The organism is Flavobacterium hiemivividum, from assembly GCF_004349145.1.
Taxonomy (GTDB): domain Bacteria; phylum Bacteroidota; class Bacteroidia; order Flavobacteriales; family Flavobacteriaceae; genus Flavobacterium; species Flavobacterium hiemivividum.
This window is the reverse complement of sequence record NZ_SMFO01000010.1, coordinates 86,850-104,108: the sequence shown is the minus strand read 5'-3', so window position 1 is coordinate 104,108 and position 17,259 is coordinate 86,850. Positions and strand designations below refer to the sequence as shown.

Annotated in this window: 15 protein-coding genes and 1 tRNA gene; 6 read left to right on the top strand and 10 right to left on the bottom strand. The window is 34.4% G+C overall.

Translation table 11 applies throughout. The features are described 5' to 3' along the window. Window positions 1–41 precede the first annotated feature (41 nt). Window positions 42–938 carry a DUF6607 family protein gene (locus tag E0F98_RS12825; protein WP_132112090.1) on the top strand — a complete coding sequence of 299 codons (897 nt, stop codon included), beginning with the start codon at window positions 42–44 and terminating at the stop codon, window positions 936–938. Between the two features lie 382 nt (window positions 939–1,320). Here the strand turns inward: E0F98_RS12825 and E0F98_RS16210 are convergent, their stop codons facing one another. From E0F98_RS16210 to E0F98_RS12780, 8 genes are all read right to left on the bottom strand, one after another. Next, window positions 1,321–2,379 (bottom strand): carboxymuconolactone decarboxylase family protein, encoded by a 1,059-nt coding sequence (locus E0F98_RS16210; RefSeq protein ID WP_243699242.1) that lies wholly within the window; start codon window positions 2,377–2,379, stop codon window positions 1,321–1,323. Further along, window positions 2,379–2,879, bottom strand: a complete 501-nt coding sequence (locus tag E0F98_RS12810; protein ID WP_243699241.1) for a (R)-mandelonitrile lyase — start codon at window positions 2,877–2,879, stop codon at window positions 2,379–2,381. The genes E0F98_RS16210 and E0F98_RS12810 overlap by 1 nt, the downstream gene beginning before the upstream one ends. A 49-nt stretch (window positions 2,880–2,928) precedes the next feature. Then, window positions 2,929–3,189 carry a hypothetical protein gene (locus E0F98_RS12805; protein ID WP_165929320.1) on the bottom strand — a complete coding sequence of 87 codons (261 nt, stop codon included), beginning with the start codon at window positions 3,187–3,189 and terminating at the stop codon, window positions 2,929–2,931. Window positions 3,190–4,015: 826 nt separating this feature from the next. Then, window positions 4,016–4,089: transfer RNA gene (locus E0F98_RS12800), tRNA-Arg, on the bottom strand. A 329-nt stretch (window positions 4,090–4,418) separates the two neighbouring features. Then, entirely contained in the window at window positions 4,419–4,559 is a 141-nt protein-coding gene (locus E0F98_RS12795) for an SsrA-binding protein (RefSeq protein ID WP_132112086.1), read from the bottom strand. A gap of 60 nt (window positions 4,560–4,619) precedes the next feature. Beyond that, complete coding sequence (locus E0F98_RS12790; RefSeq protein ID WP_132112084.1) at window positions 4,620–6,404, bottom strand: M56 family metallopeptidase; 1,785 nt, start codon at window positions 6,402–6,404, stop codon at window positions 4,620–4,622. 34 nt (window positions 6,405–6,438) lie between these two features. After that, window positions 6,439–6,807, bottom strand: a complete 369-nt coding sequence (locus tag E0F98_RS12785) for a BlaI/MecI/CopY family transcriptional regulator (protein ID WP_132112082.1) — start codon at window positions 6,805–6,807, stop codon at window positions 6,439–6,441. Window positions 6,808–7,105: 298 nt separating this feature from the next. Next, entirely contained in the window at window positions 7,106–8,323 is a 1,218-nt protein-coding gene (locus E0F98_RS12780) for an MDR family MFS transporter (protein WP_132112080.1), read from the bottom strand. Between the two features lie 516 nt (window positions 8,324–8,839). Here E0F98_RS12780 and E0F98_RS12775 point away from each other — a divergent pair. From E0F98_RS12775 to E0F98_RS12755, 5 genes are all read left to right on the top strand, one after another. Beyond that, window positions 8,840–9,442 carry a DUF1684 domain-containing protein gene (locus E0F98_RS12775; RefSeq protein ID WP_132112078.1) on the top strand — a complete coding sequence of 201 codons (603 nt, stop codon included), beginning with the start codon at window positions 8,840–8,842 and terminating at the stop codon, window positions 9,440–9,442. Continuing rightward, on the top strand, window positions 9,442–10,104 hold the full coding sequence (locus tag E0F98_RS12770) for a TatD family hydrolase (protein WP_132112076.1): 663 nt from the start codon (window positions 9,442–9,444) through the stop codon (window positions 10,102–10,104). Before E0F98_RS12775 ends, E0F98_RS12770 begins: the two co-directional genes overlap by 1 nt. 32 nt (window positions 10,105–10,136) lie before the next feature. Then, window positions 10,137–10,853 carry a tRNA threonylcarbamoyladenosine dehydratase gene (locus tag E0F98_RS12765; RefSeq protein ID WP_132112074.1) on the top strand — a complete coding sequence of 239 codons (717 nt, stop codon included), beginning with the start codon at window positions 10,137–10,139 and terminating at the stop codon, window positions 10,851–10,853. A 113-nt stretch (window positions 10,854–10,966) separates the two neighbouring features. Next, window positions 10,967–11,620, top strand: a complete 654-nt coding sequence (locus E0F98_RS12760; RefSeq protein WP_132112072.1) for an HAD family hydrolase — start codon at window positions 10,967–10,969, stop codon at window positions 11,618–11,620. Between the two features lie 74 nt (window positions 11,621–11,694). Further along, a complete protein-coding gene (locus tag E0F98_RS12755) occupies window positions 11,695–12,537 on the top strand; it encodes a DUF2911 domain-containing protein (RefSeq protein WP_132112070.1) in 843 nt (280 codons plus the stop codon). Window positions 12,538–12,752: 215 nt separating this feature from the next. On the opposite strand, the gene E0F98_RS12750 is transcribed toward E0F98_RS12755, so the two are convergent. Both E0F98_RS12750 and E0F98_RS12745 read right to left on the bottom strand, forming a co-directional pair. Further along, on the bottom strand, window positions 12,753–14,468 hold the full coding sequence (locus tag E0F98_RS12750; RefSeq protein WP_132112068.1) for a sodium:solute symporter: 1,716 nt from the start codon (window positions 14,466–14,468) through the stop codon (window positions 12,753–12,755). 121 nt (window positions 14,469–14,589) lie between these two features. Next, the gene (locus E0F98_RS12745) at window positions 14,590–17,121 is read right to left on the bottom strand and encodes a PIG-L family deacetylase (RefSeq protein WP_132112066.1); all 2,532 of its coding nucleotides are present in this window, start codon (window positions 17,119–17,121) and stop codon (window positions 14,590–14,592) included. Window positions 17,122–17,259 lie beyond the last annotated feature (138 nt).

The window sequence follows — 17,259 nt, the reverse complement described above, 5'->3', positions numbered from 1 at the left end:
AAATTAGTATTTTTGCGGAATAAATTTTTAAACCTTTAAACATGAACAAATTATTCACAACAGCTATTTTATTTAGCTTTTGTATTGCCGGAAATTCACAAATTAACAAGAAAGAAGATGTAAAAGCCATCAAATCAATGTGTGGCTGTTATGAAGTAGAATTCAATTTTGCCGAAACATTTCAGTACAGTAAAGACGAAAGTTATGTGCCTTCTGAAACTAAATATGACCGCGGATTAGAATGGATTGAACTTGTTGAAGACCAGCCAAACAAATTAGTATTACAACATATTTTAATTGTCAATGACACGATGTTAGTAAAACACTGGAGACAAGACTGGGAATTTGAAAACACCTCTTTCTACCAATTTTACAAAGACAAATCATGGAAGTACCAAACTCTTGCAAAAGATGACGTCAAAGGACAATGGACACAACGTGTTTTCCAAGTAGACGACAGCCCGCGTTATGAGGGAAGTGCAAGTTGGGTACACGTTGACGGCCGACATTACTGGGAAGACAATACTGACGCACCACTTCCAAGACGAGAACAAACGATTCGTAAAGATTATAATGTTCTAAATCGTACAAATGTACATGAAATCACCAAAGACGGATGGATTCACGACCAAGACAACGTAAAATTATTGCGTAGTGAAAATAGTACTGACGTAGCGATCGCAAAAGAAAAAGGAACTGATTATTACAAAAAGGTAGCCGATTCAAAATGTCTTGCTGGTCAAAAATATTGGAAAGAAAATGCAGCAATGTGGAAAAACGTACGTGATAAATGGCAAACCGTTTTTAATCGTAAACTGGATCTGAATTTAGAAAACAGGGTGAATAAAAAACCATTATATTCGTATTTATTCGATTTAAAAGCAGATACACCAAAAGCAGAAACGGATAAAATTATTGATACTTTTGTCAAAAGATAATAGGTATAAAAATATAAAAAGCCTCAAATTCTGCTGAATTTGAGGCTTTTTAGCTTTATAGTTGTAAATTCCAATATCATTGACCATCTAATCCAATTTATGATGATCATTGAGTTTTAATGCATTTAATAAGTATAGTTTAATCGTAATAATTTGATTTTAAAAACTATGATTGTATATTCAAAGGATTATTGAACATTAGTTTACACGGGTCAAAGCCCAAACATACCGCAACTTTATTACTTCAGGCGGTTGCGATAAGGTTATCTAGTCCACGAAAATAAATTGTGGGTAATTAATCAATTATTACCGAACTTTTAATTTGTTTCTACATTGTCGTCTTTTAGGCTTGCTTATAACTGTTTATCATTTAAACTCATGTTTACTTCAATTTTTTAAAAATCTCTATCATCGTTTCATGGTCTATATTGTCCATATCCACCAATTTTAAATCTTTTACCATTTTCAGCGTTTCTGTTTTGTAAAACAGAAAGTGAGGCGTTTTTAAATGCGCTTGATAAGCGGCATTATTAGCATAAATTTCAATAATCCTTACTTGAGTAGGATTCTTTATTTGATACATCGGAAAAATGGCTATTACACCTGGTTCAACATGAACAGATGCGGAAGCTTCTTCTTTTAATATCTTCTTGTATTCATCTAAATATTCAGGTAGAATATCAATTTCAGACATCCGAACAATCATATCTCTTTCGATGACTGGAACGGTTGGAACAGCAATCATGTTTCTCAAAATATTTGCCTGCGTTCTATCGATATTTTTCTCGATTAAATCGGCAACTTCTTTCAATTGTTCGTCGGTAATTCCAGTATTTTTGCCCATACCGACGTGAGATTTCAATTGAGATTCTACACCTTGCATCGCTGACAATGCAGCAATCGTCACAAGTTCCCGTTGCTGGAAATTCAACACATCATTATCGAAAATGTCTGCAAACAAATGTTCTTTCAAAAAAGCATCAGCACGTGGTGCAAATTCTCCAAATCCTGGTGCAGGTTTTGTTTGAGGCACTTTGGTTAACTCTTCCAAGGTTTTTCTGCCACGCTCATATCTGTCCAAATTACTTTTAATCGGACCTGCTTCTTTACCTTTAAGGTCTTTAATTCCCTTGGATTTTCTATCTTCTACAACCGTCATGAAAGCGTTTATGGCGTTCAAACTTCTTGGGAAACCGCAGTAGGCGTACAACTGCACCAACGTTTCGTTGATCTCGTTAATACTTAAGCCAGCATCTAATCCTTTATTTAACTGGATTTTCAAGTCCTCCAAGTTTCCAACAGCGGTTAAAGCTGAGATTTTCACAATGCTTTCTTGCTGGGCATTCAAAACTAAATTTTCTTTATTTTGTGCATTCATCGTATTGATACTTAAAAGTAAAACGAAGAGCAATACCCATTTTGGGAAATTTATTTTTTCCATTATTGTTCATTTACATCTTTGTATTCTTCATCCGTAACAGGAGCCATCCAAATTACATTTACGTCTCCCTGATAATTTGTAATGGCGATATGCACCATGTTGGAATTTGCCGAAGCACCATGCCAATGTTCTACATCTTCGGGAATGTTGATGACATCTCCTTTTTTGATGAGCTGTGCAGGTTTTCCTTTTTCTTGATACCAACCTTCGCCTTCGGTTATTAATAAAACCTGACCTCTGGGATGCGTATGCCAATGGGTTCTAGCATTGGGTTCAAAAGTTACGTTTGCCATTGCAAAATCGTTGTTTTTATCTTTTGCCAAAAGGGGCGTCAAGAAAGCATTACCGCTGAACCATTCGCTAGATACACTTTCCCCTTTGGGGAAAATCGAAGTGTTATGATCTGTTGTCATTTCCTTTTGTTTTAAATTGTTACAAGATGAGGCGATTACTATTGCGCCAATTAGTATTAAAAACTTTATTGATTTTACTATTTTCATTATCGATGAAATTTTAAAATTACTGTTGATTTATGATTGTTCTAACGAACTACTTACTTAATTTCTTTAAAATAAAGGGTTCGCCTGGAGCTAAAACGTAGATACGTTCCGGATTTTTCACCAAATCTTTCAAATCTTCAGGGTTGCCATTAAACTCAACAAAATCAGGAGAATCTACGGATCCCCAATGACATAACAATAGTGGTGTATCGGGGTAAGCATTGGCTATTTTGACAGCTCCTTCCAGAGTAAAATGCCATTGACTATCAGAAAAATCGAAAAATATAGCATCAGGAGTGGGCAGATTCAAATGATCAGGCATCAATCTGGAATCCCCGGTAGCCCAGATTGCAAATTCCAGTTGTATTGACCACCCAATTCCAATTTAAAGTGAACATTGAATTCTAATATATCCAATAGGATATTGTTCTGTGTAATAGATTTATTTTTAATTGATTAAGCGGTTTGTCGTAGTTGTGTTAATCAATAGTTTGCATTGATCAATAGAAACTGGAAAGAGGTGGTCAATATGACCATTTTTTCCAGTAGAAGTATTACTGCGTCAAATCACAATTAAGAATACAATGAAATTTAAAAATGTTCCAATCAATATGCTTTATTGAAGTATAAATTATTTCATCCCATAAAACAGAAATAGCATTAATTTGTAAATTTCCCGGAATCTCGATTGTTTTGTGCATTAAATCTTGTATTAAGTAGTACTGAATCAACTTTATTATATAAGAATGTAATGCCCGTTAGCTTACTTGTTTGTTTCTAAAAAGAAGTAGAATCTTTAAGATTCACAAGGTAGGTGTACTAGTGAAATTGTTTTTTTACTCAATTTTGTACCGTAGAGATAGTATATTGGGTATTTTTGTTTTTTGGGTAGTTCCGTTTATCATTGGCTACAATTGATAGTCATACTTTTAAGGGGGTAGGAGCTAATGTAAAAATGGTGATTTAGGGACGCTTTTTAGTGTGTAAATTAGTGTGTATAAAAGTGTGCGTAAAAGTGTGTACTAAGAACTATATGGTATTTTGATAGATTTTTGCTATATTAGCTCTAATTAGTTGATTTTAGGCGGATTTTGACTGTAAAACATAAAAAAACCCCAACATCTGTTGGGGTTTTGTGACCTTGACTGGATTCAAACCAGTAACCTCTTGAGCCGTAATCAAGTGCGCTATTCAGTTGCGCCACAAGGCCAGTTGCAAGTGGTTTTAATAACCTGATTGCGGGTGCAAAGATAGGGATAAATGTGTATTGTGCAAGTGTAAATCAAAATAAAAATAAAAAAATATTAGGGCTTTGAATTAGATATTTGATATCCAGTGATTTCCAAAATAAATAATTTTAATTAATTGTAAAATAAATTTTGCTTTGAAGCCGGAGCTCCTTTAGAATGCCTCAATAAAATGCAAATACTGCGGAAAAGTCAATCAAAGTATACAAATTGAATAGATCAAGTACTTAATCGAATAGGGAGTTATTGCTTTTTTTGATTCTATGGAATTCTTTAGATAAAGTAATTTGAATTATCCCAAAGCTCTTTTAGTTACGTAATAGCGGAAACCAATGATTGCCATTTGCCATTTTTTGGCTTTAGCCAAATCGAGGCGTTGTTTAGTGAAACTAGGTAAGATAAGTTTATTGATTTGAGCTAAAATTTTATACATATGTTTTTTTCAAAGATATAAAAAAAGTCGATCATGATAATGACCGACTTTTTTGCTATTTTAGTTCGAATTTAATTTTGATTGGTAGTCTTCCATCTTCTTTTCGTATATTTTCATCTCCTTTTCAAAAGCTTCCATTTTAGCATTGAAAGGTTCCATCTTTTTATCAAACTCGGACATTTTTTTATCAAAAGCTGTCATTTCAGGTTCCATAGCTTTCATTTTCTTTTCGAACTCTTCCATTTTTTTATTAAAGTCTGCCCACGCTTTTTTGTCACCATTTATGGGATCTCCTTTTGGTGCTTTAGGAGCCTTTGGAAAATTAGGTACTTTTGGCGTTTTGAAGTTAAAAGTAGGTGGAGTAGGAGGTATTGGAGGCTCTGGTATAGTTTGTCTGTTGTCTACGTAGTTTTTGGTTACAATATGAATTGAATTTTTACCACCTACACCATTTTTTTGCACATTAACTGTGCTTATCGTATTTGGACTTAAACTTTCAGCTTCTAGCGGACTTATTTTTTTTCCATTAACATAGTATTCGGGATTTTGAGGAGCTGAGTTTTTTTCTGTTGTCGTGTAGACCGTTCTTACGGTATAAGTGCCTCTGTTCCCCTTCAATCCATTCAGATTGGTAGGATCCGTTTTTTCTAAATCCAAATCTTCTGCAGGTTTGTTACTTTCAAAAATACTTGAAGAGCTAGTTTCTTTATCCTTTGTAATAATTTGAATTGTAGATTTAGTACCGTTTTTAGATACATTGATCGTTGCAATAGTAGCAGGATTAGTGCGATCCATTTCTTCTTTACTTACTTTTTTGCCGTCGATAAAAATTTCAGTATTGGCGTCAATCCCTTTATTATTGTCAGTATTTACTATGATTGTTTTAATTTTATTAGTCCTGTCGTTTTCCTGTTGCTCTACATCATTTGTGCTAGGTGGTTCATTTGAACTGAGTTTAATGATTTTCTCTGTCATCTTTTCTTGTGCTACAACTTCGATTTGAAACAATAACACAAAGGCAATTAATCCTGGTATCACAGCAGCATACTTCCAGGAATTCCTTTTGTTTGATTGATTTTTGTTTAACATAACGATTCGTTTTTTGATTAATGATTGATAAAAATGATTGGTGATGGCAACACAATTCTCTTGTGTTGTTATTTTTAAAAGCGTGATTTGGTAGGCCTTTTTATCGGATGTTTTTTTAGAAGCTTCGCTGTCTGCAATAAATTCTAGATTTTGTAGGATTGCTTTTTTGTAGAGCCAAATGATGGGATTGAACCAAAACAATATGCAAAATAGGCGCGAAATCAATACGTCTATGGTATGATGTTGTTCACTGTGGACTTTTTCATGTTCTATTATACTTTGAAGTTCCTCTGGGCTGTATAAAGATGAATTGTACACAATGGTATTAAAGAAAGAAAAAGGCGCGAGGTTTTCTTTGATGTCAATAAATTTAAAAGCGGATTGTTTATGGACTACTTTGCCTTTAAGAACACCGCTTAAACTATAAAATTCAAAACAAAATTTTGCTAATAGACCTAGGATTCCGATACAATAAGCTGCGATTAAAGCCACGTACAAGTATTCTTTTATATAATCTTTATCTGTAGCCCTCGTAATAGGAATATTGGACCAGTCTATCGTGCTCGGCGTTGGATCTACCCAAATTATTTTAGTGAAAAACAATAGCGGTAAAAATGCCGAGCTAACTAAGCCAACCAAAAGGAACCAACGATTGCTGGTGAAAAAAGTTTCTTTTCGCAACATAAAATGATAGGCTGAAAAGAAAAGCAAAAGTAATCCACTGGATTTGATTAGATAAATAGAGAGTGTTTCCATAATTTAGTTTTCTTAAAGAAAGCGCTTTGACAAATTATTTTTCTGTATTTGGTTCTTCAATCATAGCTAAAATTTCTCGCAATTCTTTGGCTGAAATTTTTTCTTCTTTGGCAAAAAAGGATACCATATTTTTATAGGAACTATTGAAATAATTATCAATAGCAGTATTCATAAAACGTTTTCTATACTCTTCAATACGCACTATTGGGTAGTATTGATGGGTATTTCCAAAGGCGTTATGGGAAACATATCCTTTCTCTTCCAGGTTTCGCACAATGGTCGAAAGCGTATTGTAATGCGGTTGGTCTTCAGTAATTTCAGCCATGACTTCTTTTACAAAAGCTTTTTCTAACTTCCATAAAATGTGCATGATTTCTTCTTCTTTGTTTGTTAACTTGTGCATGATTTTTTTATTTGAATCAAACTTACAACTATATTTGTAGTTTGCAAACTATTTTTATAGTTATTTAACTATTATTGTAGTTTTAAAGGTATTTTTTATAAAAAGATCGAATTTTTAGGCTTTAAAAAGGTACTTGAACAACTGACAGTTCTTATGGAAATTTGTCTGCGTGAGGGATAGAAGCTAGCTACCAAAGTAGCGCGTATAGCCCGACAGCATTGCGGAAAGGGGCTAATGAACAGCATTGTTATTTAGCCCCTTTTCTCAATGGGGTCACGCCCAAAGTAAAATTATAAGATTAATTTTTTTCCTGTCGAACTAGTTTTTGCAACCAGATACAACCGGATAGTGAAAGGATTCCTAAGGTTCCCATTACAAACCAATTCGTCTGATAGCCGAAGTGTGCAATGATTTCAAGTCCCGTTTTTGAACTCGCAATATGTGCCAAACTAAAACTCATCGTGAATAATGCCATATAGCGTCCTTCGTGACCTTTTGGAGCTCTGCTTAAAGCAAAAGAATTAGAGAACGGGAAGATGAACATTTCTCCAAAAGTGATAAAAAGGATGCTTACTATCAAAATTCCAGCCCAGATATTGATCATTAAAACATAGAAACTAATGGACATAAGAAAGGTTCCCCACAGGATTATCTTGAGTTTATCAATGTTTTTTCGTTGGCTAATGCTGACAATTGGCATTTCTAGAAAGAAAATCAGCAAACCGTTTAGAGATAATAAAAGTCCGCTTTGAAATTCACTAAGTCCAAATTGCTCATTGTGATACAAGGGTAAAGTGGTGAAAAGTTGGAAAAAAAGCATGGCCGTAATGAAGCACACAAATAGAAAAACCCAGAAAACTTTGTCTTTAAAAACCGAGGGTGGTATTTCGGTTTCACTATTAGCAACCTTTAAATCAGCTGGGACTTTGCGTTCTTTTACAAGTAGGCTAAAAATTAAAATGGATACGATGCAGGAAGTTCCGTCTATCCAAAATAGTCCACTATATCCTAAATTCATGATGATCAAACCTCCTAAAGCGGGTCCCGCAGTGAATCCTAAGTTTACTGCTAAGCGTACTAAAGTCAGTGCTCTAGTACGATTTTCGGGTTTTGCATAGGTGCTCAAAGAGACAAACATGGCTGGGCGAAACATATCAGCAACGGTCATAATGAAGAACATGGCAAAACACAATCCCCAAAATGTACGTACATATTGTACTGCAAACAATAATAATCCGCTGGTTAACAAGCTGAAAACCATTATTTTATAAAACCCTATTTTATCTGATAATTTACCTCCAAGCCAAGAGCCCAACATGGATCCGAAGCCAAAAGCAACCATGATCCAGCCCACTTGTGCGTAGGTGAAATTCAAATCCTCTTTTAGGTATTTTGATAAAAACGGCAAAACCATCGTACCGGCACGATTGATAAAAGTGATTAGGGTCAAAATCCAAATCTCTCTTGAAAATCCTTTGTAATTATTTATGTAGCGGCTAAAAGCAGTTTTGAGCATGAGGTGAATTTCTGTACTGCAAATTTACAATGTTTTTTCAAAGAGCTACTTCCAGTCTCGACCAAAAAGTCGAGATTCCATTATTTTCTTTTTTTTCGAAAAAAATGAAAAGGATTCTGACCTCGAAATTTCGGGGCTATCTGCCCGTGGGCTGAAAGCTCTGGGCTAGGATTATGTGTGAATAGTTCGATTTTGTTTCTGAAATGACTATTTTAAAATGGACTTTTAGTTTTTTATGAAATGATTTTACACGAAAATATAATTGTATTATGGCCTGTTCATTAGTTGCGCTAAAATAAAAATGGACCACGGATTAGACGAATTTTAACTGATTAGCTCTGATTACCCTTGCTGTAAATCCGGGTATATCCCTTTAATCCGCATGATCCGCGTTCCTTTTGAACTTTTTTTTGATTATCATATTTGCTACCTTAATATCAATTGCAGTATTAGTAGACAAAATATAAACTTTGTGGCTTTACAACTTTTAAGCTATTTTTGCATAAAAATCTACAAATGAGAATTATTCTGCTTTTTGTTTTTTTAATACAATTGAATTTTGGCTTTGCCCAAAAAAAATTTGACCCTGCTGCCGTAGCCAAATTTCAGCAGCAAATTAACTCTGAATACGCTGATCCTGCGACATCTCCTTTAATGGAAGAAGATTTAGCTTCATTCAAAACCTTAGACTTTTATCCAGCAAATGAAAAATATTTTGTAACGGCTAAATTCGTTCGGACCAAAAAAGAAAAGCCTTTTGAGATGAAAACCACTGGCGCAAGGACGCCAATGTATGTGAAATATGGCGAAGCTCATTTTACTTTGGAAGGAAAAAACCTCAAACTGAATATCTATAGAAACATTGCGCTTTCTGAGAAGCCAGAATATAAGGATTATTTGTTTTTACCTTTTTCAGATTTGACTTGTGGTAATGAAAGTTACATCGGCGGGAAATACATTGATTTCAAAATCCCAAAAGGAAAAACCATTGTCATTGATTTTAATACTTCTTACAATCCTTATTGTGCCTACAATCACAAATATTCTTGTCCGATAGTACCGCTGGAAAATGATTTGAATGTCGAGATAAAAGCGGGAGTTAAAAAATTCCATGATTAATGAAATTCTTTAATTTACATACTCATAAATTCACAGATCAAGCTAATGTTGTAGAATTAGTTAACCAGTATCCGCAGGAATTTGATGCTGCACTTGCGCATTATTCCATTGGGATTCATCCTTGGTATATTGTTGAAGATAGAGTGGAAGCTGATTTGGCCATAATCGAAAGTAAATTACAAGAACCAAATTGTCTCGCTATTGGCGAATGTGGATTAGACAAAAGAATTCAAATCCCATTCGAATTGCAACAAATAGTTTTTGAAAAGCAATTAATTTTGGCCGAAAAATACAATAAACCAGTGGTAATACACTGTGTGGCTGCTTTTCAGGAAGTAATTGAAACTAAGAAGAAAATGAATATTTCGGTTCCAATGATTATTCACGGTTTTTCAAAGAATAAGCAAATAGCCAAACAACTATTAGATAACGGATTTTATCTTTCCTTTGGGAAATATTTACTGCTTTCCCGCAGTCTCGGGACAGAATTAGAATCGGTTTTTAAAAGTATTCCAAATAATCGTTTTTTCTTAGAAACAGATACTGTAGACGAAACGATAAGTGAAGTATATGAATTAGCCGCAAATTATAAGAATAGCACAGTTGCTGAATTGCAAGCAGAAATAAATAAAAACGTCGCAGACGTTTTTAAAATTGAATAATGAGGAGGTTTTAGAACTTTAAACAAAAAAAGATGGCAGAATGGACAGAGCGAGCAGAGCTTTTATTTAAAAAAGAAGGTTTAGAAAAATTACAAAAAGCCAATGTATTGGTTGTGGGGTTAGGAGGCGTAGGATCTTTTGCAGCTGAGTTTTTGGCTAGAGCAGGAGTGGGAACAATGACAATCGTAGACGGAGATGTAGTCGATATTACAAATATTAACAGACAATTACCAGCTTTACATTCTACTGTGGGCCAACCCAAAATTACTGTTGTTGGAGACCGTTTAATGGATATTAATCCTGAATTGAAACTGACGAGAATCGAGGAATTTCTTTCGCCAGAGCGTGCGTTTGAGGTTGTGACTGAAGAATTTGATTATGTTTTAGATTGTATTGACAGTGTGACACCTAAACTAAATTTGATCATTGCAGCCAAAAGAAAAAGAGTGAAAATCATTTCGAGTATGGGTGCCGGTGGAAAAATGGAAGCTGCAAAAGTAAAGGTAGCCGATATCAGTACGACCGTGAATTGCTTTTTGGCAAAAACAATTCGAAGACGATTAAAAGAAGTGAAAATAGATAAATTAAAGGTGGTTTACAGCTCTGAAATTCAAGATGACGCCAGTTTAAAAATGACAGATGGTTCTAATTATAAAAGATCTTTTTACGGAACAAACAGTTATATGCCTGGACTTTTCGGTTTGTATGCTGCAGAGACTGTGATTCGCTATTTGCTTAAAAGAGAGTGACTAGAGAGCAGTTTTCTGTTTTTAGTAATTTAGTGTTCAGTTTCTAAAAATCAAAACTCTATATTCTAATCTCTAAATTCTATTTTCTTTATTCTAATTTCTAACAAAAAAAAATGATACAAACAGTAATTTTCGACATGGATGGTGTAATAGTCGATACAGAACCCGTACACCGTTATGCTTATTTTCAACATTTTGACGAATTGAATATTAAAGTAAGTGACGAACTTTTTACTTCTTTTACGGGAAGTTCAACACGAAATGTTTTTCAGAATTTGAAATTGATGTTTAATATTGATCAGGAAGTAGAAGATTTAATTCAGAGAAAGAGAACTATTTTTAATGACGCTTTTGATAATAAAGCAGATTTAGAATTATTAGACGGAGTAGAAAAGTTAATCAAAGAGTTTCACGAAAAAGGAATGCAGTTAATTTTAGCTTCTTCCGCTTCAAAGGTTACGATCGAACGTGTTTTTGGGCGTTTTAAGTTGCACGACTATTTCACACATATCGTGAGTGGCGAGGATTTTCCAAGATCGAAACCTGATCCGGCAATATTTGTGCATGCTGCATCGTTATCAATTGCTCCTAAATCAAATTGTATCATAATTGAAGACAGCACAAACGGTGTTAAAGCCGCCAAAGCTGCAGGGATTTATTGTGTAGGTTATAATAGCATTCATTCGAAATCACAGGACTTAACTGAAGCAGACGTGATCATCAACCATTTTGACGAATTGAATTTTGAAAAAGTAGCTCAATTCTAAATTTGAGTTTATTAAATAATTAACATTTAGGAGCATTGTAATTTGTAAATTTGAAAAAAATAAAAAAAAACAAGATGAAGAACTTTCTTATTTTAGTAGCAATTATTATTGCAAATTTTACCATTGAAGCTCAGGTAAGAACACCAGAGTCAAGCCCGAAGACGACCATAAATCAGGTTGTAGGTCTTACAGATGTGGAAATTGTGTATTCTCGACCTTCGGCAAGAGGAAGAGCGGTTTTTGGTAATTTAGTTCCTTTTGGGAAACTTTGGAGAACCGGAGCGAACCAAAATACGATAATTTCTTTTAGTGATGATGTGGTTATTGGTGGTAAAACCTTGGCAAAAGGAAAGTACGCTTTATATACCGTTCCAAATATTCAAAGCTGGGAAGTAATTTTCTACAAAACAACTGATAATTGGGGAACACCAGCGGATTTTAAAGAAGAAAATGTTGCCTTAAGAACAACAGTAAAAGAAGAAGCTTTGTCTAAACCGGTAGAAACACTTACCATTGGAATTAGCCGTATCGATACTGATTTTGCGTATTTAGAAATCTATTGGGAGAACTCCTATGCTGCTTTAAAATTTGAAGTACCTACTAAAAAAATGGCAATTGAAAGTATCAATAAAACAATGGCGGGTCCATCTAACGGAGATTACTTTGCTTCAGCTCAATATTATTACTTAGCTAATCTAGATGTAAATAAAGCAAAATCATATATCGATAAGGCACTTGAAGCTACTGAGAACAAACCTTTCTATTATTTGAGGTTGAAGTCTTTGATTGAAGCGAAACAAGGAGATAAAAAAGCGGCTATTGAAACAGCTAAATTATCACTTGCTGCTTCTGAATCTGCTGGAAATCAAGATTATGTAAAAATGAATAAGGACAGTATTTCTGAGTGGAGTAAATAAAAAGTTTCTCCTTTATTATAAAAAATCCCGTCTCGACAATTAAAGTGAGACGGGATTTTTCTTTGGTGTAAAATCAGTCTTATAGCTATGGCTTTAGACCTTGTAGATATTTTAGACACATCACTAGATAAAAAAAAAACTATTAATTCTATTAATACAAAAACGCTCCCAATCGTTATCAGGAGCGTTTTTGTATTAGTAATTCTAATATTATATTAAGCTTTTTCTTTTCTAAATACAGTCGACTGCAATAACGAAGAAAGTACAATGGTAAGCATCGCACCTATGAAGTTTAGCCATAAATAACCTAGTTTTTCTTCGCCACTTGGATAAATGTAAATCGCATAATAGTAGATGATGAAAATCGTAATTTGACTGATTAATGCACTATAAAAGATAGCCCTAGCTTTTACGAATTTGATATAAAACCCTACTAAGAAAATCCCAAGTACAGTCCCGTAGAAAATGGAGCCAATAATATTTACCAACTGGATTAAATTTTCGAATAAGGTACCAATACAGGCAAATAAGATGGCGATAATTCCCCAAAATAAGGTGAAGAACTTAGTTGCATTAAGATAATGTCGATCTGATTTTTTTACTTTTAAATTACGTTTGTAAATATCAATCGCTGTAGTCGAGGCCAATGCATTAAGTCCAGAAGCGGTCGAGGACATGGCAGCCGACATGATTACAGCCAATAGAAGTCCGATGAGTCCTTTAGGTAGGTAATTTAAGATAAAGTGGAAAAACACATAGTCTTTATCATTTGTTTCACTGCTACTATCAGCTTTTAAGATAATTTCCTTAGCATGATCTCGTAGCTCTTTTTCTTTTGTAGATAATGCGACTAATTCCTTTCGTAGAATTGGATTGTCATAATCTTGATTCAGTTGATCTATATAGAGTAAGTTTATCACTTTTTTATCTTCTGAAAGTGCCTCTAGTTTCTTCTCTAAAGCATGATATTCATCTTTATATTGTGATTTATCAACGTTAACTCTATTATTTGGATTGAAATTTAAAGGTACTGGGTTAAATTGGAAAAAAACAAAAACCATAACTCCAGTTAATAGAATAAAGAACTGCATAGGCACTTTTAAAAGGCCATTCATAATTAATCCCATTTGACTCTCACGAACAGATTTTCCAGATAAATAACGTCCCACCTGCGATTGATCTGTCCCGAAATAGGCTAAAGCCAAGAAAAAACCACCTGTGATTCCGCTCCAAAAAGTATATTTATCTTCTGGATCTGTAGAAAAACTGACGATATTCATTTTATCATTTGCACCAGCGATATGCAAAGCATTACTAAAAGTCATTTCATTTGGTAAGAAATGTAAAATCAGAAAAAAGGTAATAAACATCCCCGACATGATCACGAACATTTGTTGCTTTTGGGTAACATTCACTGCTTTCGTACCACCAGAAAAGGTATAGACAATCACGAGCACACCGATAACAATGTTCATGTACGTAAGATTCCATCCCAGAATAGCTGATAGTATAATTGCTGGCGCATAAATGGTCAGTCCAGTTCCTAACCCACGTTGAAATAGAAAAAGTATCGCCGCAAGCGAACGCGTTTTTAAATCAAATCTTTTCTCGAGGTATTCATAAGCGGTGTAAACCTTGTATTTGTGATATATTGGAATAAAAGTTAAACAAATAACAATCATAGCAATAGGCAATCCAAAATAAAACTGCAAAAATCCCATTCCATCGTGATAAGCCTGGCCCGGAGTAGATAGAAAGGTGATGGCGCTGGCCTGGGTTGCCATTACAGAAAGCCCAACAGTGTACCAAGGGGTTTCGTTACCACCTAGAATAAAGTCCTCAACGTTTTTACTTCCTTTTGTTTTCCAAGCACCGTAAATTACAATAAAAAGCAAGGTTCCTATAAGAACAATCCAATCGAATAACTGCATAGTTTAAGAGTATAATTTCATTATTAGATAAAAAGCTAGGATATAAATAGCATTAGCTACCAGTACCATTGTGTAATCCCTTTTCCAAAGTTTTGTTTTTTTGGGTTCCATGTTTGATTCTTTAAGGTTTTAAGGTTTGTGAAGGAACTGTTAGTTGTGATTTCAATGAAATCATATTCGACAATAGACGGTAAGCTCCCGGAACTCCCTCGGGCAATTCCCTAAAGAAACTTAAACCGGTATAAATGTAATATCCTTTTCCGTAAGGGGCAACTAGTAAGGCTCCGTTTTTAGGCGTTTCTCCTGTATCATTTGATGATAAAATTGGAGTGAAGGCTTTGTCATATTCGCTTGGATAATATAAGCCTTGCTCTTGAGTCCAACCTTGAAAATCAGCAGCGGTGATTTTATTTGGGTAATTTAAAACCGTATGATTTGGAGTTAGGAAGCGCACTTCAGCATTTTCTTCGGTTACCCTATCACGAGAAATTTTCAATGGATAGGGCGAAATATTAGCAGGAACTGACTCGTCCGCTGTATTGTACTGGACAATCATGGTTTTTCCAGATTTAACAAAATCAAAAAGTATATTTTGCTTATGTTCTAATGAAGGAAGGACATTGTAAGCACGAATTCCAGTCATAATTACATCAAAAGATTCTAATTTTTCAGGAGTGATTTCTTCTGGCGTTATCAAAGTTACTTTATACCCCATCTGAGTAAGACCTTCAGGGACTTGGTCACCCGCACCCATAATATATCCAATTTTTTGATTGTTTATCTTAAGGTCTAACTTGATGAATTTGGCTTCAGCAGTTTTTAATATTTGCTGTTTTGTGATATGATCGTACTCTATTATTTGTTGTTCTTTTTCATATCTTTTATTATCGATAATGACGATACTTTTAGCAACAACTTCAGAAGGCTTTGCTGGTGGCGTTACGTTAAAGTAAAAAACTTGCTCCATTCCTGCTTTTTCAAATTGAAATGGAATAGATTGAGGTGAAACAGACCAATTTGTAGGTAATTCTAATTGTAAATTCCCTTTAATGTTATCTTTTCCTGCTTTCACTTTTATAGCGATTGGTTTTTTCTTACCATCATTGAAAAAGGAAACCTGATCTAAGATACTTGAAGTAACCTGGGGAACAATGTCAAGATAATTATACATTTCTCCCTTTACTTTATCATTGTATTTATAAACAATAGCACGCTCAAATGACAGTATTATGTCATCTATTCGAATATTAAAAATAACTTTTGCTTCTCGAATAATATCTGGAAGCCCAATGTTTTTTTGATCAGCAACAGTGTACATACCAACAGTTCCTTTGTCTTTAAGCCAATAAGGTTGTGTGTATTCTATTGTTATTGGTAATTGCAAGTCGAGCTTTATATTCTTTAGAATATTGTTGTCTAAGGGCGTATTTAATATTGTGTTTTTTTGTTCAGGTAAGCTAGTTACACTTTCTAATTGCATAGCAGTGGCACTTCTATTTATAGCCTCAAGTTTTAACCGCAAACTGTTACCAGGAATCGCTTCCTGCGTTGCGGAAACAGCTTCAAGATACAAACCAGAGGAAGCAGCAATTATATTTTTTATTTCTTCTAATTTTAAGGTTTTCCATTGATTTTCGTCCATGGACTGAATCATTTTGTAGGCTTTTATGAGATCAGAGATACTTGCTGATGGGTTCGAAAAATCGTATTGCAAAGCAATTTTGCTCAGCAACTCGCCAACAGCTCTTCCGGCTGGAATTCGATTCCAACTGGTATCAATTCCTTCAAAAATATCAGTGGTGTTTTTTAGCTTTTCACCATTTATTAGTTCTAAATATTCTGATTCTTCACCGCGGACTCCCGTAGCCCCAAATCCTTGTGATTGATGGCTACTTCTGCTTAAGGCTGCAATTTCTTGGTTTGATTTCCCTGTGTTAGCATAATAGACACCAGTTGCAAGAGTTGTTAATCTTGATTTATCGGCAGCATCAAATTTTGCTTGGCTTCCATAAAACCACCACGAAGTATTAAAAAATTGGCGTTTTGGTTTCCATGTTTGAACTTGTTTTAACTGTTCTGGAAAAATAGAGGCGTCATTTGTTAAATCAAAACTTTCTACACTAAGTAAAGCGGAGGCGGTATGATGTCCGTGAGTTGTGCCTGCGGTACGATGATCAAAGCGGTTGATAATTACATCTGGTTGAAATTTTCTAATCGCCCAAATTACATCAGCTAAAACTTGTTTTTTATCCCATATTTGAAGTGTTTCATCTGGAGTTTTTGAAAAACCAAAATCATTAGCACGTGAAAAGAATTGTTCGCCGCCATCAATTTTACGAGCTTCAATAAGCTCTTGGGTTCTTATTACGCCCAGTAACTCTCTTAATTGCGGACCTATTAAATTCTGACCTCCATCACCACGTGTTAATGACAAATACCCCGTTCTTGCTTTTTTTTCATTGGACAAATAAGAAATTAGGCGTGTATTTTCGTCATCAGGATGTGCAGCTATGTAGAGTACAGATCCTAAGAAATTTAATTTCTGGATCTGGTTGAAAATTTCAACAGAATTAGGTTTTTGTGGCTTTTGCGCTGATACTATTTGGAAAGAAAAAACTAGAATTAGTAGGAATAGAAATTTGTTGTTTGGCATTTTTATAAAATTTAATTCGCAAATAGCTCAAATGTAGTAATAATATATTTTTAAATAATATCGATTTAATAAATCTTTAGCATAAGTGGAAATCAAAAAAAAAACGGAAACATCTTATAATGTTCCCGTTTTTTGAAT

Excerpts from the sequence above, each read along its gene's own strand:
- E0F98_RS12825 (WP_132112090.1), top strand. The coding sequence starts at position 42 with ATGAACAAATTATTCACAACAGCTATTTTATTTAGCTTTTGTATTGCC.
- E0F98_RS16210 (WP_243699242.1), bottom strand. The coding sequence starts at position 2,379 with ATGGAAAAAATAAATTTCCCAAAATGGGTATTGCTCTTCGTTTTACTT.
- E0F98_RS12810 (WP_243699241.1), bottom strand. The coding sequence starts at position 2,879 with ATGAAAATAGTAAAATCAATAAAGTTTTTAATACTAATTGGCGCAATA.
- E0F98_RS12795 (WP_132112086.1), bottom strand. The coding sequence starts at position 4,559 with ATGTATAAAATTTTAGCTCAAATCAATAAACTTATCTTACCTAGTTTC.
- E0F98_RS12790 (WP_132112084.1), bottom strand. The coding sequence starts at position 6,404 with ATGGAAACACTCTCTATTTATCTAATCAAATCCAGTGGATTACTTTTG.
- E0F98_RS12785 (WP_132112082.1), bottom strand. The coding sequence starts at position 6,807 with ATGCACAAGTTAACAAACAAAGAAGAAGAAATCATGCACATTTTATGG.
- E0F98_RS12780 (WP_132112080.1), bottom strand. The coding sequence starts at position 8,323 with ATGCTCAAAACTGCTTTTAGCCGCTACATAAATAATTACAAAGGATTT.
- E0F98_RS12775 (WP_132112078.1), top strand. The coding sequence starts at position 8,840 with ATGAGAATTATTCTGCTTTTTGTTTTTTTAATACAATTGAATTTTGGC.
- E0F98_RS12770 (WP_132112076.1), top strand. The coding sequence starts at position 9,442 with ATGAAATTCTTTAATTTACATACTCATAAATTCACAGATCAAGCTAAT.
- E0F98_RS12765 (WP_132112074.1), top strand. The coding sequence starts at position 10,137 with ATGGCAGAATGGACAGAGCGAGCAGAGCTTTTATTTAAAAAAGAAGGT.
- E0F98_RS12760 (WP_132112072.1), top strand. The coding sequence starts at position 10,967 with ATGATACAAACAGTAATTTTCGACATGGATGGTGTAATAGTCGATACA.
- E0F98_RS12755 (WP_132112070.1), top strand. The coding sequence starts at position 11,695 with ATGAAGAACTTTCTTATTTTAGTAGCAATTATTATTGCAAATTTTACC.
- E0F98_RS12750 (WP_132112068.1), bottom strand. The coding sequence starts at position 14,468 with ATGCAGTTATTCGATTGGATTGTTCTTATAGGAACCTTGCTTTTTATT.
- E0F98_RS12745 (WP_132112066.1), bottom strand. The coding sequence starts at position 17,121 with ATGCCAAACAACAAATTTCTATTCCTACTAATTCTAGTTTTTTCTTTC.